22 protein-coding genes are annotated in these 24,696 nt (G+C 29.0%); 7 read left to right on the top strand and 15 right to left on the bottom strand.

The annotated features are described in order from the left end of the window. Positions 1-28: 28 nt before the first annotated feature. Positions 29-2,092: an efflux RND transporter permease subunit gene (locus tag ACI48P_RS07640; RefSeq protein WP_475214893.1), complete on the bottom strand. Its 2,064-nt coding sequence runs from the start codon at positions 2,090-2,092 to the stop codon at positions 29-31. Between the two features lie 82 nt (positions 2,093-2,174). Continuing rightward, complete coding sequence (locus tag ACI48P_RS07635; RefSeq protein ID WP_475214892.1) at positions 2,175-2,843, bottom strand: TetR/AcrR family transcriptional regulator; 669 nt, start codon at positions 2,841-2,843, stop codon at positions 2,175-2,177. Between the two features lie 255 nt (positions 2,844-3,098). On the opposite strand from ACI48P_RS07635, the gene ACI48P_RS07630 reads away from it, so the two are divergent. Continuing rightward, positions 3,099-3,881, top strand: a complete 783-nt coding sequence (locus tag ACI48P_RS07630) for a nitroreductase family protein (RefSeq protein WP_475214891.1) — start codon at positions 3,099-3,101, stop codon at positions 3,879-3,881. 141 nt (positions 3,882-4,022) lie between these two features. On the opposite strand, the gene ACI48P_RS07625 is transcribed toward ACI48P_RS07630, so the two are convergent. Both ACI48P_RS07625 and ACI48P_RS07620 read right to left on the bottom strand, forming a co-directional pair. Then, positions 4,023-4,403, bottom strand: coding sequence for a DUF6483 family protein (locus ACI48P_RS07625; RefSeq protein ID WP_475214890.1), 381 nt, complete (start codon positions 4,401-4,403; stop codon positions 4,023-4,025). A gap of 9 nt (positions 4,404-4,412) precedes the next feature. Further along, entirely contained in the window at positions 4,413-5,150 is a 738-nt protein-coding gene (locus ACI48P_RS07620; protein WP_475214889.1) for a glycerophosphodiester phosphodiesterase, read from the bottom strand. Between the two features lie 523 nt (positions 5,151-5,673). On the opposite strand from ACI48P_RS07620, the gene ACI48P_RS07615 reads away from it, so the two are divergent. The 3 genes from ACI48P_RS07615 (at position 5,674) to ACI48P_RS07605 (ending at position 8,424) form a co-directional block, all read left to right on the top strand. Continuing rightward, complete coding sequence (locus ACI48P_RS07615) at positions 5,674-6,522, top strand: DUF3100 domain-containing protein (RefSeq protein WP_475214888.1); 849 nt, start codon at positions 5,674-5,676, stop codon at positions 6,520-6,522. 18 nt (positions 6,523-6,540) lie between these two features. Continuing rightward, positions 6,541-7,011, top strand: a complete 471-nt coding sequence (locus tag ACI48P_RS07610) for a hypothetical protein (protein WP_475214887.1) — start codon at positions 6,541-6,543, stop codon at positions 7,009-7,011. 99 nt (positions 7,012-7,110) lie between these two features. Beyond that, complete coding sequence (locus tag ACI48P_RS07605; protein WP_475214886.1) at positions 7,111-8,424, top strand: amidohydrolase; 1,314 nt, start codon at positions 7,111-7,113, stop codon at positions 8,422-8,424. Positions 8,425-8,592: 168 nt separating this feature from the next. On the opposite strand, the gene ACI48P_RS07600 is transcribed toward ACI48P_RS07605, so the two are convergent. Beyond that, the gene (locus tag ACI48P_RS07600) at positions 8,593-9,879 is read right to left on the bottom strand and encodes a transcriptional regulator (RefSeq protein ID WP_475214885.1); all 1,287 of its coding nucleotides are present in this window, start codon (positions 9,877-9,879) and stop codon (positions 8,593-8,595) included. A gap of 280 nt (positions 9,880-10,159) precedes the next feature. Here ACI48P_RS07600 and ACI48P_RS07595 point away from each other — a divergent pair, with 280 nt between their 5' ends. Together ACI48P_RS07595 and ACI48P_RS07590 are read left to right on the top strand one after the other, a co-directional pair. Further along, complete coding sequence (locus tag ACI48P_RS07595; protein WP_475214884.1) at positions 10,160-10,480, top strand: (2Fe-2S)-binding protein; 321 nt, start codon at positions 10,160-10,162, stop codon at positions 10,478-10,480. Between the two features lie 176 nt (positions 10,481-10,656). Then, entirely contained in the window at positions 10,657-12,570 is a 1,914-nt protein-coding gene (locus ACI48P_RS07590) for a carbohydrate-binding domain-containing protein (RefSeq protein WP_475214883.1), read from the top strand. A gap of 223 nt (positions 12,571-12,793) precedes the next feature. Here ACI48P_RS07590 and mtnN read toward each other — a convergent pair whose 3' ends face one another. From mtnN to ACI48P_RS07550, 8 genes are all read right to left on the bottom strand, one after another. Then, the gene (gene mtnN / locus ACI48P_RS07585; RefSeq protein WP_475214882.1) at positions 12,794-13,390 is read right to left on the bottom strand and encodes a 5'-methylthioadenosine/S-adenosylhomocysteine nucleosidase; all 597 of its coding nucleotides are present in this window, start codon (positions 13,388-13,390) and stop codon (positions 12,794-12,796) included. Between the two features lie 169 nt (positions 13,391-13,559). After that, positions 13,560-14,777, bottom strand: coding sequence for a sensor histidine kinase (locus ACI48P_RS07580; RefSeq protein WP_475214881.1), 1,218 nt, complete (start codon positions 14,775-14,777; stop codon positions 13,560-13,562). Between the two features lies 1 nt (position 14,778). Further along, positions 14,779-15,450: a response regulator transcription factor gene (locus ACI48P_RS07575; protein WP_475214880.1), complete on the bottom strand. Its 672-nt coding sequence runs from the start codon at positions 15,448-15,450 to the stop codon at positions 14,779-14,781. Positions 15,451-15,616: 166 nt separating this feature from the next. Further along, positions 15,617-16,294: a DUF4956 domain-containing protein gene (locus tag ACI48P_RS07570; RefSeq protein WP_475214879.1), complete on the bottom strand. Its 678-nt coding sequence runs from the start codon at positions 16,292-16,294 to the stop codon at positions 15,617-15,619. Beyond that, positions 16,288-17,040 (bottom strand): VTC domain-containing protein, encoded by a 753-nt coding sequence (locus tag ACI48P_RS07565; RefSeq protein ID WP_475214878.1) that lies wholly within the window; start codon positions 17,038-17,040, stop codon positions 16,288-16,290. Before ACI48P_RS07565 ends, ACI48P_RS07570 begins: the two co-directional genes overlap by 7 nt. A 181-nt stretch (positions 17,041-17,221) precedes the next feature. Beyond that, positions 17,222-17,575: a hypothetical protein gene (locus ACI48P_RS07560; RefSeq protein WP_475214877.1), complete on the bottom strand. Its 354-nt coding sequence runs from the start codon at positions 17,573-17,575 to the stop codon at positions 17,222-17,224. A gap of 176 nt (positions 17,576-17,751) precedes the next feature. Next, positions 17,752-18,948 (bottom strand): M20 metallopeptidase family protein, encoded by a 1,197-nt coding sequence (locus tag ACI48P_RS07555; protein WP_475214876.1) that lies wholly within the window; start codon positions 18,946-18,948, stop codon positions 17,752-17,754. Positions 18,949-19,096: 148 nt separating this feature from the next. Next, a complete protein-coding gene (locus tag ACI48P_RS07550) occupies positions 19,097-19,846 on the bottom strand; it encodes a DUF554 domain-containing protein (protein ID WP_475214875.1) in 750 nt (249 codons plus the stop codon). Positions 19,847-20,072: 226 nt separating this feature from the next. Between ACI48P_RS07550 and ACI48P_RS07545 the strand changes: the two genes are divergently transcribed. Beyond that, positions 20,073-20,246, top strand: coding sequence for a hypothetical protein (locus tag ACI48P_RS07545; RefSeq protein WP_475214874.1), 174 nt, complete (start codon positions 20,073-20,075; stop codon positions 20,244-20,246). 69 nt (positions 20,247-20,315) lie between these two features. On the opposite strand, the gene ACI48P_RS07540 is transcribed toward ACI48P_RS07545, so the two are convergent. Next, positions 20,316-22,376, bottom strand: coding sequence for a diguanylate cyclase (locus ACI48P_RS07540; RefSeq protein WP_475214873.1), 2,061 nt, complete (start codon positions 22,374-22,376; stop codon positions 20,316-20,318). 272 nt (positions 22,377-22,648) lie between these two features. Beyond that, positions 22,649-23,980: a uracil-xanthine permease family protein gene (locus tag ACI48P_RS07535; RefSeq protein ID WP_475214872.1), complete on the bottom strand. Its 1,332-nt coding sequence runs from the start codon at positions 23,978-23,980 to the stop codon at positions 22,649-22,651. Between the last annotated feature and the right edge of the window lie 716 nt (positions 23,981-24,696).

The raw sequence follows: 24,696 nt of genomic DNA, 5'->3' as shown, positions 1-24,696 counted from the left end.
AGCCCCATCTCCTTTAATTTTTTATCATTTATCTTTTAATAAAGTTTTTACTAGTCTTTAATATTCCATTATGAGAAACTAATAAAATAGCAGGAAGTATAAAGATTATCATAAACATACTTATAATCGCTCCCCTAGACATTAGACTACAAAGAGAGCTTATCATTTCTAGTTTAGAAATAACTCCAACTCCTATAGTTGCAGAGAAGAAAGAAAGTGCACTTGTAACTATTGCCCTAGAACTGCTTTGTATAGATTTTTTCATTGCTTCAAATTTATTGCTGTTTATCGCTAACTCTTCTTGGTATCTTGATGTTAATAATATTGCATAGTCTACTGTTGCTCCAAGCTGAATTGTTCCTATAACTATAGATGCAATAAATGGTTCTATCTTTCCAGTATAATAAGGTATGCCCAAGTTGATAAATATTGCTGCCTCTATTGTCATTACTAAAATAACTGGTATTGATACTGATTTAAATAGCAATGAGATTATTACAAATATTGCTATAATAGAAACTGCACTTACCGTTTTAAAGTCCTTATCTGCTATTTTGATTAAGTCATAAGTTAAAGGTGCTTCTCCACCTATTAAGCCATTTTTATCATATTTTTGGACAATAGCATTCATTTCATCTATTTGTTTTCCGACTTCATCAGATGCTGCTTTATATTCTGAGTTGACGATTATTTGTTCATATCCACCAGCTTTTACTGCTTCTAGTATTTTATTAGGTATTATATCTTGAGCTATTGCTGGACCTACATATTTCTCCAATCCTATAACAGAGTTTATACCATCAAGATTTTCTATTTCTTTTATCATTTTATCTATTTCATAACTACCTAGTTTGTCACTTACTAATATGATATTTGTACTATTCATGTTATAATCTTTTTTCAATTTGTTTGTTGCTACTATTGAAGGTAAATCTTTAGGTAGTGATTCATCTAGGTTATAATATACTTTTGCATTTCTACTTCCATAAAAAGCAGGTATTAATAAAATTATGAAAAAAATAACTAATTTTTTATAATGTTTTACTACAAAATCTGATGTCCAATTGAATTTTGGTAAAAATGGTTTATGTGTATATTTATGAATTGGTTTATCAAATATAAGTATTAAAGCTGGTAGTACTGTTATTGTGCAAATAACACCGATTAATACCCCTTTTGCCATAACCAACCCCATATCCATTCCTAATGCTAAGTCCATCGCACATAGTGCCAAGAAACCTGCAATAGTGGTCATTGAACCTCCAAGAACAGATACTACAGTATTTGAAATTGCGTTTGCCATAGCTTCAATATGGTCCTCATATTTTTCTCTCTCTTCATCGTATCTATGAAGCAAGAATATGGAGTAATCCATTGTAACACCAAGTTGTAGCACTGCTGTGAGTGCCTTTGTTATATATGAAATTTCTCCGAAGATGATATTTGTACCGAAGTTAAAAATAATTGCCATACCAATACTTAATAAGAATATAAATGGTGTAACATATGATTCTGTAGTTAACATTAAAACTAATAATGTTAAAACTACTGCAACTATTACGTATAGTTTTGTTTCATCATCTGATATATCCTTTGTGTCTTTGATAATGCTTGCCATCCCGCTTAAAAATGCTTGTTTTCCAGTTATACTTCTAATTTCCTCAACTGCATTTAAACTTTTAATATTAGCTGACCCTTCACTTAACTTAATAATCATTAGTGTAGAATTATCAGTATACAATAAATCTGTAACTTCCTTTGGTAGCATTTCCTTAGGCACAGTAATGTCTGATAGGTCATCTACCCACATTACGTCATTTACTCCATCTACTTTTTTAATTTTTTCTTTTAATTTGGATACATCCTTATTATCCATATTCTCAACTATTAACATAGCTAGTGATCCACAGTTGAAGTCTTCTTTTAGTATTTTTTCTGCCTGTGTTGTTGATAGGTTATCTGGTAGGTAACTTAAGATGTCATAATTAATGTTAGTATTAAAATATCCAAATACTGCTGGTACTAATAAAACTATTGCAACAAGAAGTATTATTTTACTTTTACGTGCAATTTGATTGGGTGGTTCTCTCATTTCAATATCCCCCCTTTTTAGGCATGCCCAAATTATATTATATTTAGGCGCGCCCAATATAATTCATAGAAAGATATCTCCTTTATCTCTCTACATAATTAATATTCTTTACTATACTATTAATATCCATATTTTTTGTTACATTCTCACAATAAATTATTATTTCATTAACTTCCTTATGAGAAATGTTTAATAGTAGCAACCTGGTTCTTATTGTACTTTCAATAATCTCTTCCAAACTTAATTCTGTTTCTTTTTTGTAGAATCTTCTTAGTAGCTCATCTTCCCCTGCTGAGCCAATAATAATACTTAGGTTTGTATCCTTTTCAGTAAATCGTTTTTCTTCATAATGTAATTCTTGAATTTTTTCTACTAGTAATTCTCTTAAGATTTTTATATATTCATTTCTTACTGAATCTACTTTTGAAAGTTCTATATACATTCTGAATAATTCTTTATTAGTTGCTATAGATTTTATATATATACTTTGTATAATAGCATAACTAATTAGAGGATTATTGTTACTATCTAATTTACTGATATATGAATATATATTCTCAATAAGATCTTTGTAAAGATATAAGACTATATCTTCTTTTTTTCTAAAATAATAATACAAATGACCTCTTCCTAGCTCACAAGCTTCAGCAATCTGCCTTATTGTAGTGTTTTTGTATCCTTGCTCTACAAACAACCGAGAAGATTTTCGAATTATTAAATCTCTAAGATTATCTTTACTTTCCAAGTCCATAAAATACCCCTCCTAACTTTATAAATTTCTTATTTGTATTTAGCATAGTCCTATAACCATATTTTGTCAATAAACAAAAGCTTAAAATCTAACTAAGTCTTTCTATTTACCTTAATTTCACATTATGTTTTTTAATTATTATTTTAATCTTATTATTTCTAAAAAATTATCATCGAAATATTTAAAGGAAAAGGACTATAGTTAAAAGAAATTAATAATATATTTTGATAAATACATGAGTAAAGGAGATTTTTTATGAACAACACAATAGAAACAATTAACAAAAGAGTATCTCTTAGAAGATATAGTCACAGAGAAATACCTAAAGAACATCTTGATATTATTCTTAATAGTGCAATTAAAGCTCCAACTGCAGGTAATATGATGATGTACTCAATAATAAAAATTACTGATGAAAAAACGAAAGAAACTTTAAGTAAAACTTGTGATAATCAGCCTTTTATTGCAAAAGCTCCAGTAGTATTAATATTTTTGGCTGATGTTCAAAAATGGTTTGATTATTTTAAGGTATGTAATGTTGATGAAATAGCAAAAGAAAACAATAGAGAAGTTACCCCTCCAGGAATGAATGATTTAATATTATCAATTAATGATGCACTTATTGCTTGTCAAAATGCTGTAATTGCAGCTGAAAGCTTAGGTATTGGAAGTTGTTATATAGGTGATATTATGGAAAACTATGAAATACATAAAGAGCTTCTAAATTTACCTGATTATACCTTCCCTGCTGCAATGATTACTTTAGGATATTATCCTGAAAATATGAAAAGAGTTTATGTTGATAGATTTAATATGGAACATGTAGTATTTGATGAAAAATATAAATCATTAAATGACGATGAGCTAAAGGAAATGTTTAAAGTTAAGGAAGATAAAATGCCTAAAACCAATCCTTTTAATGCAAAGAACTATGGTCAATTAATTTATATGAGAAAAACAAGCTCAGATTTTTCTATTGAAATGAATAGATCAATTAAAGAATGTATTAAGTATTTTACAGGAAAAATTAAAGGTTAAAATTTAATACATACAAATAATATTATTTCTTGATATACTATGTTAAATATGAAAGATAAAAAATATAATACAATAGTATATAATCTAACATAAGGATATATATAAAAAATAACCTGCTTATAAATATAAGCAGGTTATTTTTTATATATTAAGTAGTCCAATACTTGGTACTCCATATATTTCAAGAATTTCTTTTAGTCCTTCAACAATTTCATCTCTTGAGAAATTACAAATTGCTAATTGTTCATCACTAAATTCGTTAATTCTAGTGTAAAAATCTATAGCTAGCTTAAGATACTCTAAATTTTCTTCTTTAATATTTTTAAATATTAAATTTTCAGCTTCACAGATTTTATTTTTTTCTAATAACCTTATAATTTCTTTAAATAATAAATCTGACTCTGAGTTATTAATTAAATCATTTATTTCATAGTTTATAAAATCTTTATTAAACATAAATCTTGATACAAACTGTACAAGATTTTCTATTTCTCTAAGTAACCAGTCTTGTTTAATTGCCACTTTAGCCTCCTAATTTCTCTCTTCTAAGATTTCTTTCATTAGTTCGGGATAATCTGTAAATACACCATCTACGTTACATTCTATCATTTTTTTCATTTCTATTGGTGAATTTACTGTATATACTAATACCTTCATATTTTCCCTATGTGCTTGTTCTACTATTTCTTTATTTACTAAACTATTGCTTACATTTATGCTATATAAACCAATTTTCTTACCATGGTCTACTATATTTTCTTCTGGATTATAATCTTCTTTGCTATAATATAGTGCTCCATAATCAATACTATTATCAATATTTTTTAGTTTGCTTATACTTTTATGGTTAAAACTAGATATCAGTATCTTATCTTTTAGATCGTATTCTTCTACTAGCTTTATTATATCATTTTCTAAGTCATAATGAATTACATCTGTTTTAGCTTCAATATTTATAAGAATATTTTCATCTTTTATTAGTTCAATAACTTCTCTTAAAGTTGGTATTGTACATTCTATGTTATTTTTAAATTCAAAATTTCTGCATTTATATTCTTTAAGCTCTTTTAATGTTTTGTCCAAAACTTGCCCTTTTCCACTAAAAGTGCGTTGTACATCTTCATCATGTATTACTATTAATTCTCCATCTTTTGACTTATGGACATCTAGTTCTATACCATCCACACCAATTTCTAATGCTTTCTTAAAAGCTAGTAAGGTATTTTCAGGATAATATCCGCTAGCTCCTCTATGTGCAATAATTTTCATTTTGCCCCCTTATTTTGTTACCTTAAACATTATTAATTAATATTTAAAGCTTAATTTAATAAATTTTCTTATGGCTAAGATAAAGATATTTTATTGTATCTCATTTTATGTAATTTATATCTATTATTATTTAAATACAAATTACACATTACTTCAATAGTTATATTATTATTCATTATTTTAATACTACTTAGTCATCTTCTTTTATTCTAGATAAATAAATTCACTAGGATAAATATGCTATTTTTCGACTCACTTACCCATTTTCCTTCGACTCTAAACATTTTTCACTATTTTTTATTGACATTTTTTTAATAATTATATATCATCTAGTTAAGGTCATGTTTCAGACATGACAAAAACATACATCAGTGAATCCACATCTAAATATTAAATAATAATAAGTGAATACATAAGTTTATAAGGAAAAACGTATTCACTATATTTAAATAAGTTAGGTAAACATTTTCACAGATGTAAAAATTATTTATTCATTATTTTATTCATTATTTTAGGAGGCAACATGGAAAACAAAAAAAATCTTATTAAGTTAATGCTTACTGCTTTTGTTATAGTGGTAGTATGTGAATTCATCGGTGAGTATACAATTAACATAGGTCCTGTGGCACTTGTATTATTCCCAATGTTATATGCAGTTATAATTGGTATCATAATAACACCAGATTTATTAGGTAAAAAAATTAAGGCACTAAAAGAATGTGTCGGAGAAAAAGAAATAAATATTGCAGGAGATGTTGTTGGTATAGCTCTTGTATTATTAGGTATTAAGTACGGATCTACTGTTGGTCCAAATCTTGCAAAAATAATAGAAGCAGGACCTGCTTTCTTAGCTCAAGAGTTTGGTCATATATTAGCTCCGATAGTAGCATTACCCCTAGCTTTATTATTTGGATTTAAAAGAGAAGCAATTGGTGCTTGTTCAAGTATAAGCCGTGAGACTTCATTAGGTGTAATATCAGAAAAGTATGGAATAAACTCTCCAGAAGGAAGTGGTGTTCTTGGAACTTACTTAATGGGAACAGTTATAGGAACTATATACTTCTCAATATTAGGTTCAGTATCAATATACACAGGACTTCATCCATATGCATTAGGTATGGCAACAGGTGTTGGTAGTGGAAGTATGATGACTGCAGCATCAGCAGCACTTACAAAAGTTCCTCAAATAGCAGCAGATCCTGCTATGGTTGATACAATATTATCTTACGGTGCAACAAGTAATATGATGTCTAGTTTAACTGGATTAATATTCTTAGTGTTCATAACTCTACCATTTACTAATAAGCTATACGCTATATTAGAACCAAAATTAGGTAGAAAAAATAATTCTAACAATAGAAAAGCAGCATAATAAAGAGAGGTGCAAAATATGTTTGGAAATTTAAATTTCAAAAAAAGTTCATATCAATTAGTAGTAATGTTAATAGTTGGAGCTATGATACTAATTGGTCAATATATAAGTAAAGGTGTTGCTATAACTACTGCTCTTCCAGGTATGTTAATAATGATAGCAGCAGCAATGGTAGCAATGATGTTAAAGGACATGTTCCCAAAATCAATATTCCCAGCTTTCGGATTTGCAACATTAATAGGTTTAGCTTTAAGTATACCTGGTAATGCAGTATCTGATGTTTTTAATGCTCAAGTAGCAAACATAAACTTTATGGCAATAACTACTCCACTTTTAGCATTTGCAGGTATATCTGTTGGTAATAAAATTGAAGATTTAAAGAAGATGTCTTGGAAGATAGTTGTTATATCTCTAGTAGTTTTCACTACAATATTCTTCGCTTGTGCATCAATCGGACATATAGTATTAAAGATGCAAGGTGTAATATAATAAATGGTTTTTAATTTATTGGTGAGCTTTAATAATAGCTCACCAACTTTATAAATAAACATAAAAATATAGACTTATAACTTATTAGGAGGCTTCACAATGACAAAAGAGCAATTAAAAGACTTAATAATCAAAACAATAGATGAAAACAGAGAACATATAATAGAGGTAGGACGTGGAATATACCATACTCCAGAATACGGATACAAGGAATATAAAACAACTCAAGCTGTAGCTAACTTCTTAAGAGACGACTTAGGATTAAATGTTGAAGAAAATATAGCAGTAACTGGATGTTTAGCTGTAGTTAATGAAGAAAAACAAGGTCCTCATGTATCTATACTTGGAGAACTTGATGGCATATCTTGTAAAGAACATAAAGATTCAAATGATATAGGAGCTTCTCACACATGTGGACACAATATACAAATAGCTGGTATGTTAGGTGCTGCATTAGGTTTAGTTAAAAGTGGAGTTTTAGATTCTCTTGATGGTAAAGTATCTTTCATGGCTACTCCTGCTGAAGAATTTATAGAGTTAGAATACAGACAATCTTTAAAAGATAAAGGTGAAATAACTTATTTTGGTGGTAAGCAAGAATTAGTTAAGAGAGGATACTTTGACAATATTGATTTATCAATGATGTTCCACTCTTTAGACATGGGAGAAAACAAAGCTTTAGTTGGACCAGAAAGTAACGGATTTATAGGAAAAAAAGTTCAATTTATAGGTAAAGAAGCTCATGCTGGTTCTGCACCATATGACGGAATAAACGCATTAAACGCTGCAATGTTAGCTATAAACAATGTTAACGCATTAAGAGAAACTTTTAAAGAATCTGAAAGAGTTAGATTCCATCCTATCTTAACTAAAGCTGGAGATATAGTCAACGTTGTTCCTGCTGATGTTCAAATGGAATCATATGTAAGAGCTAGAACTATAGATGGTATGATAGATGCAAGCGAAAGAATAAATAGAGCTTTAATAGCTGGTGGAACTGCAGTTGGTGCTGAAGTTGTATTAACTGAAATACCAGGATACTTACCAATACTTAGATACCAAAGTATGGATAACTTATTCGCTAACAACTTAGTTGAATTAGGAATAGAAAGTGAAAAGATAGTAGATGGTGGAGACTTCACAGGGTCATTTGACTTCGGTGATATATCTCACTTAATGCCTACTCTACACCCAATGGTAGGTGGAGTTAAGGGAGCTCTTCACACTAGAGATTTCGAAATAATTGATGAAGACTTAGCTTATATAGTTCCTGCTAAATCTATGGCAATGACAGTTGTTGACTTATTATTCGATGGTGCTAAAGAAGCAAATGAAATATTAGCAGATTTCACACCAGTTATGACTAAAGAAGAATACTTAGGATTCTTAGCTAAATACGATAGAACAATATAGTTAACCATAAATTACTAAAAAAACTAAAAATTATTTAAAATATAGAAATCCAAATTATTTAACACATTTTTAGATGGGGAAAGTTCATATTGAGCTTTCCCCCCTTTTATTATTTTAAATTAATTTAATATTAAAATATATTCTAATTTATGTTTTTAATAAACTTATCTAGAATAATAGTTCAATAAGACTCTTAGGTCTTCCTGTTCCACTACTACTCTCTTTGGCAAAAACTCTACCTAAATTAGCTTCAGTAATTTTCTTTAAAATACGCCTAGCTGTTCTTTCACTAACATCTAAACAGTCTGCCAGTTCTTTTGAGTCATATATCTTACTTTTTCTTGCTTCATTTAAAGATTTTAGTTTTAATACTGATTCACAGCTTAAGCCTGTTTTTTGTGAAATATCCATAATATTTTCATCTGCTGATAACAGCGGATAGCTTATTTCAAATTGAGATCCAAGGGGACCTTTTAAGTTTCCTTCTTCATCAACTTGAAACACATCATTACCCTTTGAATCATGAGATCTTCTTAATGCCTTTCGTGCGTTTGTCTCTGCTTGATAAGATGTAAGTCCAATACCTATACCTGCACTTAATGTAAATCCAATGTTTTTAATTTCCTTTTTTAATGAAGATAGTTTGCTATAATTTAATTCTTGGCTTATCATTCCCTTATTAGCAAAGATTACAAATTCATTTCTTCCAAAAGAAAATAAAGAACCTTGTACTCCTCTAACATATTCTACTATGTACTTCTCTACCTCAGTCCTTTTTAACATATCAGAATAATAACTTTCTGTATTATCCTTTCTATGGTCTAGGCTTAATATTTCTACCGCAATTTGAGAATATTGTGCTTTGCTTAATGCACATTCACTTTTTATTTTATTATAACTAACCTTAACTAATGGTTTTGTAGCTTGTAATCTATAAACTGGGTAGTTTCTTTTCTTTAGTTCATTATATACTGCTCCAAAACCTGTAATAATAACATCTATTTCTTTTCTTTCATACAAATTAATGTGCCAGTTTACATATTCCATTTCGTTAATATTCATTGAAAAAGGTAGACAATACATTGCTTCTGGTTTTACTTCTAATTCATCTATCATGTCATCAATAGTTTCATTGTCTACAACGTCTATGCTAAATTTATTTAGATTAAGATTATCATTTTTCATTTTCCAAAAAGCTTTTGCAATACTACTTCCACCTCTGTCTACAAAGGCGTAAGGCTTAGTAATATTGTATTTAGATTTTACAAATTCACATACTGCAACACCAGAAAACAGTATTGCATCACATTGGCTTTCACATTCCTCTATTACCTCTATAGAGTCTACTACCCTCTCCCTAATAAATGATTTTATTTCCACCTTGGTGTCAATTTCATTTAAGTCCTTCCCAATTTTATTAACCGAGTCACTTGGACCTACTAATCCTAACTTCATAATACCCTCCGTTGTGCATACATCTTTCCACATGTAAAATTATACTATATCCTTTAATTTTTGTATCCTTTAATATGTTAAATATTATCAATTATTTACTAAATTAATGTATCTTTATTTTTGTCTAAGTTAATTAAAATAAACATAAAATGTAATATAATAGCAAAAAATATTCTTTATATAGATTTTATTTTTTTTATACCTATATTTTAATTGTTTACATATCCATATCATGGGTATTATAATTATAGAGAATATTTAACATGAGAGGAGATTTAAAATGGCTGGAGATAGAATAATATGTCATTGCAAGCAAGTAAGTTACATAGATATAAGAAAGGCAATGATACAAGGTGCTAGAACTTTAGATGAGATAAAAGAAATGACAGGTGCTGCTACTGGATGCGGTAGATGTGCTGGTGAAATAGAAAATATATTAGCATCTGTTTGTGGATGTAAGAATGTTTCTTTAGAAGATGTTGTAAATGCAGTTAAAAATGGTGCTGATACAACTGAAAAGGTTGCTGAAGTAACTGGGGCTGGTTCAGGTTGCGGTAGATGTAAGGCACTTGTTCAAAACGTAATAGATATAAAAAGATAATAATCGATTATAAGATGTACCTATTTAATTTTTAAATTTAAAATTAAATAGGTACATTTTTTTATTTTTAAGATTACTTTAAGCTTCTATTGATATTATTAGTTCATAAATAATTGCTTATCAGCTAGTACAAACTTAACTACTTGTTAGCTGTTCTGTAAATTAGGAGGAAAATTATGAACAAGAAACTTATTTTAATGATGTCAGTTTTATCACTTTGTGTAACTGTATCTGGATGTACAAAAAATATCAGTGAAACAAATACTAGTACAAATGAAGTTATAACAAAATCTAAAGAAATAGAAAGTATTGGAGAAGTTGATACTTATATTAAACTTGGAACAAATATTAGTGTTGAAGGAAATGGCGCAACTGTAGAAAATAATAAGGTCGTTATAAAATCTGCTGGTACTTATAGCATTAGCGGAAAAAGCTCAGATGGTCAAATAATAGTAGAAGCATCTAAAGAAGACCAAGTAAATTTACTTCTAGATGGCGCTAATATTACTTCATCAAATAGTGCTCCAATATATGTAAAAAGTGCAAATAAAACTATAATAGCTTTAGCTGATAATACTGAAAATGCTATTACTGATGGAAGTAATTATGTTTTAGAAGACGAAACTAATAATGAGCCAAATGCAGCTATATTTAGTAAGGATGATTTAACAATTATCGGTAATGGTTCTTTAAAGGTAAGTGCAAACTACAACAACGGAATAACAAGTAAGGATGATCTTAAAATTAAAGAAGGTAATATCTCTGTAGATGCTATTGGTGATGGCTTACGTGGTAAGGATTCTATAACTATATCTGGCGGAAATGTTACTGTAAATGCTCAAGAAGATGGCATGAAATCAACAAATATTGAAGAAGCTGAAAAAGGATATATAATAGTTGAAGGCGGTAACTTAAATATTACTGCTTTACAAGACGGAATTCAAGCTGAAAACAATGTAATAATAAATGGTGGTGATATAAACATAAATACTGGTGGCGGTAATGCTAATGCAAGCACGTCTAAAGATGGTACTTGGGGTAATTTGGGGAAGGCACCAGGTGAAAATCCTCAAACTACAACTACAGATTCTGAAGAATCAGACTCTACAAGTGCTAAGGGTATAAAAGCTACTAACGATATATCTATTAATGGTGGAAATATTAATATCGACTCTTCTGATGACTCTATACATTCAAATGATACTATAAGTATTAATAATGGTAGTATATCTGCTTCTTCTGATGATGATGGTATACATGCGGATTCATCTCTTGAAATAAACAGTGGTACTATAGATATCCAAAAGTCATATGAAGGCATCGAAGCTCAAACAATAACTATAAATGATGGTAATATAAGTGTTGTAGCAAGTGATGATGGTATAAATGCTGCTGGAGGAAATGATAGCTCTTCTACTAATGGTAGACCTGGTCAAAATGGATTTGCTTCTTCATCTAACGGTTCAATTACTATTAACGGTGGTAATCTTTTAGTTGACGCAAGCGGTGATGGTATAGATTCAAATGGTTCTATAGCTATGACTAATGGTACAGTAATAGTTAATGGTCCAACAAACAATGGTAATGGGGCACTAGACTATGACGGTACTTTTAATGTTAGTGGAGGTTTACTAATTGCTGCAGGTAGTTCAGGAATGGCTCAATCTGTAAGTCAAAGTTCTACCCAAAATGCTGTAAATATAACTGTGGCTTCTCAGGAAGCTAATACTTTAGTAAATATTAAATCAGATTCTGGTGAGGATATAATTACTTTTGCTTCTCCAAAAGCCTATCAATCTGTTGTTATTTGCTCACCGCAATTAAAAGATAATACTTCTTATGTAGTATCAACTGGCGGAGAATCTACTGGTACTAATAATAATGGGTTATATACTGATGGTAAATATAGCGGTGGAACTGAAGTTGCAAACTTTACTGTGTCAGGAGTTTCAAATAGTGCTACTCAATCAGGAGTAAGTGCTGGTGGTATGGGCAACCCTGGAGGAATAGGTAATCCTGGTACTAAACCAAGTGGTGGTAAAGGATCTATGGGTACTATGCCTAATATGACACCTCCTACTGCTCAATAGACAAGATTTTTCAGATATATTTATACCCCCTGATATAAAAAAGTGTACCTTAGTTACTTAATGGCTTAAGCTCTAAGGTACACTATCCATATTGAAACTTTTGCTATCTTAAAGGATATCAAATTATAAATTTAAACATCCATGTAATTTAATAAGTCTAAAATATTTAATACCAAATTTGCTGAGTTATTTGATGCTATCTTTTCAAAATTATTATACTCATTCATATCACCATCTGCATTATCTGAAATGGTATTTTATTCATATAAGCAACTTGTGCTATAGCTGCTCCTTCCATTTCCACACAATGAGGAGAATGCTCTTTAATTATCAAATCCCTTAACATTCTATCTGAAACAAATGATTCTCCAGTTACAATTTTTCCAAAGTGGTAATTGTATTTATACAAATTCATTTTTTTGTATGCTTTTATAGCTGTATCTATTAAAAATCTATCCGCATCAAAATATTCTTTATTAGGATGCCATCTTTGCATTTGTTCTTTACGAACGTCATGATGAGTTACTTTATCCGAAATAACAATATCACATATTTTAACATCTTTATTTAAGCTTCCTGCAATTCCAGTATTTATTATATGCGTAACTTGAAATTTATCGATTAATATTTGTGTACAGCTTGCTGAGTTTACCTTCCCAATGCTACAAGATGTTATTACTATACTTATGTTTTCTTTCTTTCCTATGTAAAATTTAAAACCAGCATATTCTTTTTCTTCTATTATTTCTATATTATCCTTTATTAGATTTATTTCAATAGACATAGCACCTATTATCCCTATAGTTCTCAAATCTATCATCCCCCTTTTTCTAATCCTATCTATACTATATTTAAATTTCTTATTATATTATATTCAAATTACCTAAAATCCTTTTTACTAACCACTTAATTTTTAATGGCGATAAGCAATACAAATTGTAAAAAAATCATAAGATATGACATTAATATGTCTCTCTATAGAATCTTATTTATTTTGGAAGTTCAACTATAAAAGTTGTATCACTTCCTACGTTACTTTGAGCATATATTTTACCTTTATGTTGTTCAACTATTGATTTTGCAATTGATAATCCTAATCCATAGCCTCCTGTTTCTCTTACTCTTGAGTTATCAATTCTATAGAATCTTTCAAATATTTTATCTAAGTACTCTTTCTCTATACCTTCTCCAGTATTTTTTACTTTTAGCTTAACTTTATTTTTCTCTGAATATAGATCAATAGTTAGCTTCCCAGTTTTATTGCTGTGTTTTATTGCATTGTCTATTAAAATGCTAAACAACTTTTTTATACTTTCTTTATCTCCATTTATTTCTATATTTTCGCTTATATTCGTTTCTAATGCTATATTATTTTCATAGATTACTGCATCAAATCCAAGTAATGTACTTTCTATTGTCTTACTAATACTCATTGGTAGTAACTTAATTCTATTTTCCTCAACATCTAGTTTAGCTAAATATAGCATTTCATTAACTAACTCTGACATTCTATCTGCCTGGGAGCTAATATAATCTATCCATTTTCTTTGCTTCTCTATCGTTTCTTTTGGCTCACTTAGTATTAATGATGTATTGGTTTTAATAATAGTTAAAGGTGTTTTTAATTCATGTGATGCATCTGCAATAAATTGCTTTTGCTTTTCAAATGTATCTTTAATAGGTTTAATACTTTTATTAGTCAAATATATACTAATAAATAATAAAGCTATTAAACTTAAAGCACCTACAGCAACAAAACTTCTTAATAAACCGCTTAATAGACTTTGTTGATAAGTCCTATCTATTAATGCAATCTTTATTCCATATGAAGTAGTTTTCATTAAATATGAATAGCTTGTGCCATCTATATTTATTTTGCTATTTTCTTCATTACTATCTATTATCTTATCTATTGAAGATTGTAAAATTTCTTCATCCACATCTAAATATGTTGATTTAAAAACCTTAGCAATATTTTCGGTTGTATCTAATTCTACTATTATTGAGTTGTCATTAGGCTTGCGTTTAGGTGCAGGACCTCCATTATAATGGTCTTCAAATCCAATTATCTCTCCCAAAGACCTTAGCATGTCTCTTTCTAGATTTACTGCAGTTACAGTGAATATTACTCCAAAAATGCATAAAAAAACTATAGTCAACAAACCCATATTTATAAAAATAAATTTTCGCCTAAGCTTTTCAAACATACTACTCCTCCAACCTATACCCTACTCTTCTAATAGTGGTAATCTTTACTTTAGATTCTATATAAGATAATTTTTTTCTAATAAATGAAATATACACCTCTATATTATTGTACTCTGCTTCAGAATCAAATCCCCAAAGCCTTGTAATTAAATCATCCTTACTTACAATCGCCTTTGGCCTATCCATAAAATACTTAAGTAGCTCAAATTCTTTAGCAGTAAGTCTAATAGAATTTTCTCCCACTTCCAAATCATAAGTCGTAAGATTTAACTTAACATCTCCAAACTCTAATGTATTGTTATTAATAATTTCTCCTCTTCTTCTAGTTAAAGCTCTTAACCTTGCCAGAAGTTCCTCTGGCGCAAAAGGCTTAGCTAGATAATCATCTGCGCCTAAATCTAATCCTGTTATCTTGTCCTCAACACTACCCTTTGCAGTAAGTAAAATTATAGGAGTTGAAATTCCCTTATTTCTCAACATTTTTAGAACTTGTAAACCACTTAACTTAGGTAGCATTATATCTAAAATAATCACATCATAAATGTTACTTAAACCATACTCTAAACCATCTTCACCATTTAGAACAGCATCCACACTATATTTATACTTAATAAGAATATGACTTAAAGCCTCAGATAATTGAACCTCATCCTCTACCAAAAGTACCTTCATATCATCACCCATCCTATAATTTACATTTTTATCTATTTTTAATCTATTTTATCACATATCTCCAATCCAAACTAAGAGGTTGTAACAATATTTTGAATTACTGTTTAGTCTAGCGAAACGTCGATTAAACAGTAAATTCAATTTGCTACAACCTCTTATAATTGACTTATTCGGTTATTCCGGCTAATGTAAGTGTTATGTTTAGATTTCCATTTCTACATCTTAACTCATCTATAAACTTCTTCTGGTCACTTTCAGCTTTCATATTTATCATATAACTTAGCTCAAATAAAGCGCCAAAATCTCTAGTTCTTACTCTTTGTATTTGCCAAGAATTAGTATACTCATTTAATATTTCTTCAAAAACTCCATCATAGTTTAAGTCTTCTGGAACTATGATTCTAAGTTGCATAGCTTTATGCTTAGGCTGTCCGAATTTTGTAATATCTATTACAAACATTACAGAACATAATATTATAGTAACTATTACAGCATATCCAATGTATCCCATACCACATGTCAAGCCTACTGCCAGTGTAAAGAAAACATAAGCTATATCTTTAGGCTCTCCTGGTGCACTTCTAAAACGAATTATTGAAAATGCACCTGCTAAACTAAATGCTCTTGCTATATTGTTCCCAACCAATAAGATTATTATTGCAATAACTACGGGTAGCATTACTAGAGTTATTGTAAAGTTTGAACTATCTATAGTCTTTTTACTAGTCTTCATATAACAAACACTTATAACAAGTCCTAATATTATTGCCGAGACTATGACTATAAGTGCATTTACAAGTGTAAATGACTCCCCATTTGTTGATGATATTATTGTTTCTAACATACTTTTACTCTCCCTCTTACTTTCTTATTTTGTGTATTTCTACAATACTCTATATATTCATTTCCATATTTTGAAAAGTGTGTATTGTATATTGATAATTCTGATAGTATTTTTGTAAACCATATTGGTATTGCACCTAGGATTTTAACTTCCATTAGATATCTTTCTTCTCCTAAAATGTTTTTTCCATAGTAACCACCTTCTAAAAATAAATCTTCTCTTCTTGCTAATATTTCTGAGTCAAAGGTTAATCTAAATTCTTTATCATCTATTGAGAAGAATGCTTTTCTACTATAGCCAATGTATACTGTTTTATGAACTTTATTATTTTTTAGATAATATTCTATTTCATTTATTACTTGTTCATTTAGATAGTCCTTAGTCACTGGTCTTTGTCCAAATTCTACAAATTTAGTAGCTTCGTCTAAGGTAAGAACTACCCTTCTTTTATTTACTATTCCATTTATTTTCTTTTTTAGCTCTAGAAATACTTTGTCATTTCTACTTTTGGGAATCATGTAACTTCTAATTCTTAACTTTTCTTTAAAGTATGGCTTTCCTATAGAATGTCTTATTACATCACTTTCTTCTGTGTCATAATAAATGTTGTATATTGTGTAATTTTTTTCATCTTTACAATATTTGTCAGGTTCCATGTATTCGAAAAGTCTTGGTAATAGAGAATCATACTGCTCCTGGCTTAGTATAAATTTTTTCTCATAACGCTTAAAAGATTTAATTGCCATTTTACTCCTCCTATCTATTTACGCCTGTCTTTATGAGATAATTATATAAATTAAACCTTAAAGCTATCTTAAATTTATGTGTAGGTTTTATGAACTTGTACAAAGGTGATTAATTAAAAATATCCCCATACTTAATTGAATTTTTACTAATTCATTTAAATATGGGGATATTTAATCTATTCTAATTTTTCTCTATTTCTAAGATAATATTTATCTCATTATTGTTTTCTTCTTTTATAACTAATTTATAAGTTTCTCTATTTTCTGATATAGCATCATAAAATATTCCTGTGCTTGAACTTATAGTTAAGCTATTTCTAAAGTTTCCATCTTGTCTAAAAGAGTCAATAAATGGATGCTTCTTCAAGTACTCTTGCGATATAGATTCTTCATGTTCTATCTTACTATCTTGAATATAAATAAATTTCCCATTAGCTTTTAGGTTCTCATCACAAGCTAATAATCTTTCAACTATTTCTGTAATTTTATAAATTAATTTGCTTTTTTCATCTTTATCAAATGCTAGCTCTGTCATCTTTACTCTCCTTAATTTATTATTCCAAAGACTAATCTTAATAAGAATAACGAATGTGTGTTCGGTATTTATTTTAGCACAATACTAAATTTAAGTCTAGCAAAATTTGTTAAAATTCACTTACCTTACTTCTTTTTAATAATATATAAAAATAAAATAGCCCTAAAATATTAATATTATTTATGAGTATAAGTATATAATAATCTTCCAACTGTAGCTACAACAGTTGTAATCCCAATGGGTATACATTCCTCATCATATATAACTCTTCCATTGTGCTGAGGAATAAACTCACTTTCTTTACTTCTACTTCCTACCCATATAAACATTGATGGTACTAGCCTAGCAATAAATGCAAAGTCTTCTCCACCTGCACACTGAGGATAATGGACTACACTTTCTTCCCCAAAGTTTTCTATACAAACCTCAGTTACTAAATCTACTAGATTTGAATCATTGTTTAAAATGCAATAACCTTTAGTGTACTTTAGCTGGCACTTTGCTCCATATACTGCACAAGAGTTATTAGCTACTTGCCTTATTAACTTAGGCATATCTTCTACATATCCTGGAGTCATCATTCTTACTGTTCCATCAAGTGTTACTGTTTCACATATTATATTTCGAGCATCACCACCGTGAATTTTTCCAATTGATACTACTGCTTGATCATGAGGATCTACCATTTTTGTAAGAATTGCTTGCATGTTCATAATTACATTGGCTGCTGCTATTACAGCATCTACTCCTTTGTGTGGAGTTGAGGCGTGACCTGCTTTACCAATGATCTTTATACTGAAAGAATCTGATTGAGCTGTTACTGCACCTTCAGTTATTCCAAATTGTCCTGTTTCAAGTTCAGGCATGGTATGAGTTGCTATTGCATAGTCTACTTTTGGATTTTCAAGAACTCCATCTTCAATCATGGATCTAGATCCTCCATTTGGGCTACACTCTTCTGCTGGCTGAAACATAAACTTAACATTACCTTCAAGATTGTCTTTATGTTTGTATAATATTTCTGCGGCTCCTAACATTATGGTCATATGAAGATCGTGACCACAAGCATGCATTTTACCGGGGACTTCTGAGGCAAAATCAAGGTTTGTTTCTTCTTGAATAGGTAGAGCATCCATATCTGCTCTAAGTAACACTGTCTTTCCTTTATTTTCTCCTCTTATTAGCCCTACAATACCATTACCACCTACATTTCTTGTAACTTCTAAGCCTATATCTTCTAAGATGTTTGCTATGAAGTTTGATGTTTTAACTTCTTCGTAACCAAGCTCTGGATTCTTGTGAAAGTTTCTTCTATAAGTAATAAGTTTATCTAATATTTCATTTATTTCTTTTTGTATTAATTCTTTTTTCATTTTACTCCTCCCTTAAGTATTCATATTTTTCAGTAAGAATTCCTCTTATTTATTCTTATGCATTAAACACTAAGTTCTTTAAAACTATTTGTACATAAAAAGTGCCTAGGCAAATTAATTTAGCTAGGCACTTTAAATATATAAACTATTAAATTATTCCTAAAATACCTAATATAATAGGTATAAATATTGCGGGTAATAAATTTGCAACTTTTATTTTTGTAGCCTCTAACATATTAAGCCCTAAACCTATAATTATAAGACTTCCTATTGCAGTCATTGCTGATATTACACTTGAGCTTAAAACTCCTGCAAGTATGCCTGCACACACAGTTATTATTCCTTGATATACAAACACTGCTCCAGCAGAAAACATAACTCCTATTCCAAGGCTAGCCGTAAAAATAATTGCAGAGATTCCATCTAATATTGATTTTGCAAATAGAGTTGCATGATTACCTTGAAGACCACTTTCAAGAGATCCAACTACTGCCATTGCTCCAACACAATAAATTAAGCTTGAGTATACAAAGCCTTGTGATATAGATATTTTTGATGTTGACGCAGTCATATGCTCACAGTCTATATCAATGCTTAATTCATCATCATTTTCAACTTTTGATTTTTTACTTACCTTACTTTCTATAAAATCACCTAGTTTGTTTAGTTTGCTATCAATATCCATTAGTTCCCCAAGAAATGCTCCAATAGCCATACATACTATTGTAATAATTGTATTTTCACCTTCAAAAGATCCACTAATACCTATGTATAAAACGCATAAAGCAAGGCCTTTCATTATTGTATTGCTTATTCTTTCGGGTATTCCCCCTTTTAATAATAGACCTATTAAGCTTCCAAATATAATTGCTATACTGTTTACAATTGTTCCTAACATTTTCCCCCTCCTTATAAATGATCTTTTACTTCTTTTTAATTCATTGATTTAAATATACTAATTTATTGTATCACAATATTACTAGATTGAATTTTTTTAATTTCAATATTTTTACAATTTATAATATTTGTAAATTTTATTTTGTTATTTTTTTACTAACTTTTCTAATTCTAATAAGTGTGTTAATATAAAATATTATATATAGTAAAAATTGGAGGTTAAAATAATGGAAAACAAGAATTTAAAATGCGGCTGTTTAAGTACAAAGTGTGTGAGACATGGCAATTGTAAGGAATGTATAGATCATCATTCTGGAGGAAAGAAACTTCCATTTTGTAAGAGACCAGAAAATATAGGTTTAGATAAGAAAAAAGATTCGTTAAAACATATAATTTGCTAATTAGATAGGGACCTATTGAATGATTAATTCAATGGGTCCCTTATTTTTTTATAAATATATTTAGCTTATTTATTCATGATACAAATGCACATACTTATTTCTTCCATTTTCTTTTGCAATATACAGTGCTTCATCTGCCTTTTTTATATAATCATAATATTCTTTGTCATCTCTTACAAGTGCAGTAGTTATACCTATACTAACAGTTACTCTGTCGCTTACCTCTGAGTATTCATGATTAATATTTAGGTCATAAATATTTTGCTTAATTCTTTCTACTGCTTTTATAACTTCTTCTTTGTCAGTATTTAACATTATGATTATAAATTCTTCTCCACCATATCTTGCTACAAAATCAGAGTATCTACAAGATTCTTTTATAGTATTTGCAACCATTTCTAAAACCTTATCTCCCATGACGTGACCATAGTTGTCATTATACTTTTTAAAGTAGTCTACATCCATCATTACTATTGACACTGGCTTATTTATATTTTTGTAAGAATTCCAATTAAGATTTAAATATTCTTCCATAGCTCTTCGGTTTGCAATATTTGTTAAATCATCTGTAACACTTAAATCTTTTAAAAGACTATTTAATCTTCTAATTTCTTTGTTCTTAATATAAATAAATCCAATAATAAAAAAGGTTATTATAATTATTAATACTAAAGAAATATAAAGCATAATCATTCTCTTTTTAGCTATTTCTAGCTCTTCTATCTTCTTTAAATTTTGCTCATTTTCAAATTTTTTCAGTAAATACTGCGAGTATTGCAAGTTTTGATCTTTTTTATCTTTATCATTTATATTATCTTTCTTTTCTAAATATAATAACGCATTACCAATATCTCCTGATGCTTTATAATCTAAATATATACTATTATAGTGTATAGCTTTTAGGTGATCTATTCCCCTTTCGTCAGCTATTTTTTCTGCATATTTATGTGCTTCAAGGGCGCTTTTGTAATCTTTTAATATGTAGTATGTATCACCATAAATCTTAGCTATTTGAATATCAAAATCATAGTATGTAAAATTTTTACTACTTTCATAACGATTTGATGCTAATTCTAGTAACCTTAGTGATTCTTTAGGATTATCTAGCTTATTCTCTAAATCTGCTTTATTTACATACATAACAGTTTTAGTATCACTTTTAACTTTTCCATTTTTTAATTTACCAATATATCTTTCTAATTCTTTAAAACTATCTTTAGCCTTTTCATAGTCACCAATAGATGTGTATGCCTGAGCCAGATTTAGTAAAGCATAAGATTTTAAATCTGCATCTTCTGTTTTGTCTTCTATATGATATTCTAAAGATGACTCTAAATATTTTATAGCTTCATCATAATTTTCTTTAAATAAATAATCTATTCCAATATCTATCATTATTTCAACAGATTTCTTATCTAAATCTTTTTCTATTGCTATTCCTAGTGCATTTAATTTACAGTTAATAGCTTCTATATTTCTATTTACATACCAATAGCATATTCCTAATTTTAAATAAACGTCTTCAATATGCCCATAATCTATTTCCTTTGATAATTCAAGAGTTGATTCCATTAAATCTACTGCTTTTTTTGTCCCATCTGAAGTTTGTGATAAGTGCTTTGCTCTTAAAAGAGAAAATTTAATTATATCTTCTTCAAGATTTTTTTCTTTTCCAAGCTTAATAACCTTATCAAATGCAACATACGATTTGTGATAGTCATCTAGTGTCAGATAGCACTCACTAATTTCAAAAAATGTTCTAATAATAAACTCTGGTTTTGTATCTTTATCGAAGTATGATATTGCTTTGTCATATTTTTCAATAGTTTCATATATATTAAATTTTGTGCTTTTGATATAAGCTGACATGAAATATGCTTTTGCTAAACTTTCTTTATCTTTACTTTCCCTAATTATATCGTTGATTTCTTTTTCTATATTCTGTCTGTTATCTTCACTAAACTCTTCAATGCCATTGTATAAAATATCTTCATAAATTTTATCTACGTTGCTTTTTTTATATGAATTATCTGAAATAGCAGCCTTATACGTTATTTTACTGCCTATTCCTAAAACAAGTAGAAGTATTGATATAGCAAATATGATTTTACATATCCTATTAATCTTCATTTTGCCTCCATGCAATTTTTTTATCAGTGGTTAAGGTTAAATATTTTAAGAATATATATATATTATCAAATTTTTAGCAATATTTATATTTATTTTTTCCAGTATTCCCTTAATTTAATAATAAGTTTGTTTTTGTAGACTTAATTTTATTATGTGATTAATATATTTTTACTATCCTATTTTATTAATAGGTCAACATATAAGAGCATATTTATAAATCCCTTATACGTAAAAAAGCCTGCCCATCTTTAATGAGCAGACCTTATAATTAACTAGCTTGCTTTAACAAGCTCTCTATCACTTTCTCTGTTTACTTCTTTTTCCTTAGGTAATACTAAGTTTAATACTGTAGCTATTACAAACGTCATAATTATTCCATTTTGAGCAAATATGTTTGATACCCAAAGTGGCATTTGTTCTAATACTTCTGGAACATTTCCGATTCCTACTCCAAGCCCAATTGATACAGCAATTATTAATCCATTTCTTCCATCTATTTTTTCTCTAGTTAATGATTGTATACCACTCACTAAGATCATCGCAAACATTATCACTGCTGCTCCACCCAAAACTGATTGTGGCATAACTGAGAATATTGCACTTAACTTTGGACAGAATCCACATATTATTAAGAACACTGCCCCTGTCATTATAACAAACTTATTTACTACCTTAGTAACTGCTACTAACCCAACATTTTGGCTAAAAGATGTATTTGGTAATATTCCAAATAGTGCACCTATAAAACTTGCAACACCATCTGCTACAACTCCACCTGCTAACTCTCTATCTGTTGGTTCTCTATCTAAACCACCATTTGTAATTCCTGATATATCACCTATTGTTTCAACTGTAGTTGCTATGAACATTATTGTCATTGCAATTATTGCTTCCATGTTAAACTCTATTTGTGATACAAATGGTGTTGGTAAACTTAACCATGCTGCTTCTTTCACTTGTGTAAAATCAACCATACCTAAAGTTATTGATAATATGTATCCTACTGCTATTCCTAATAAAATTGATGATTCACTTAAAAATCCTTTAAATTGCTTTAATACTAATATAGTTATAATTACTGTACTTCCTACTAATAAATGTTGCCAGCTCCCGAAGTCACTTGCTCCTACCCCTCCTCCAAAGTATTTAACTCCTACAGGTAATAATGATAATCCAATAGCAACTACTACTAAACTTGTTACTATTGGTGGGAATAATTTCTTTAATGGCTTTATGAAAAATCCTAAGAACACTTCTATTACCGCACCTACAAGTGATGCTCCAAGTATTGCTCCGTATCCATATGTAGCCCCTATTGCTTTTGCTGTTCCTATAAATCCAGAACTTGTCCCCATTACTATTGGTAAGCCCGCTCCTACTTTAAGTATTGGATATAACTGAAGTAATGTAGCTAGACCTGCTATAAACATTGAGTTTTGTATTAACATTGTTTTCATTTCTAGTGGCATTTCTAGCATTCCACTGATTATTATAAGTGGGGAGATATTACCTAAAAACATAGCTAATACATGCTGTATTCCAAGAGGTATTGCTTTATTAAATGCAACCCTACCTTCTAATTCGTATATTGATCCATTGTTCATTATTTTCCTCCTAAGTCATTCCCTTTTTTTTACTTTTTTATAATATCATAATAAAAATATTTTTTCCATATTTTTTTATTTTTTTTTATATATAGTTCGTATTTATATTTATTTTTAATGCAATCATTTTTTTTTCATTCGATATTTAGATTTTAAACTATTATTTTTTACAAATATTAAGAGCATTTTAATATTTTTCAAGTTATTTATACTCCAATTTATAAGAATAGTTGTTTATTATATTAATTTATAATTAATATAATACTATAGAAACACACAGTATATACAAATATAAATCAAAATCTAGCAACTAATGTACGTATTTTAGAAGTCAAAATTATTATCACTGCACTTATTATTTATGGACCGTTTATTATCTAGTTTGATTTATTTATACATAAAAAGGCCAATTTCTATTTTCAGTAGAAATCAGCCTTTTGGTTTTCTTAAAGATTATTTAGTAATTCTCCATTTATTCATGTTGTAAATATTGGGTTTATTAAAGCATCATTTATACCTGATTCTTTTGCTCCTTATATTAGTTGATCGCAAAACATATCAGAGTTTCCTTACTTTCTCCTATACCCTCATTGGATTAGTATGTTTTTGTTAATTGTTACTCCCCACCATTTGTTTATATTTATAAGGTAATACTTAGAGTTAGCATAAAAAAAATACACTTCACATGCTGTACTTATATACTTATTTCTAATATT

Source organism: Romboutsia sp. LXY-2, assembly GCF_056171995.1.
This window is presented reverse-complemented; position numbering and strand designations above follow the sequence as displayed.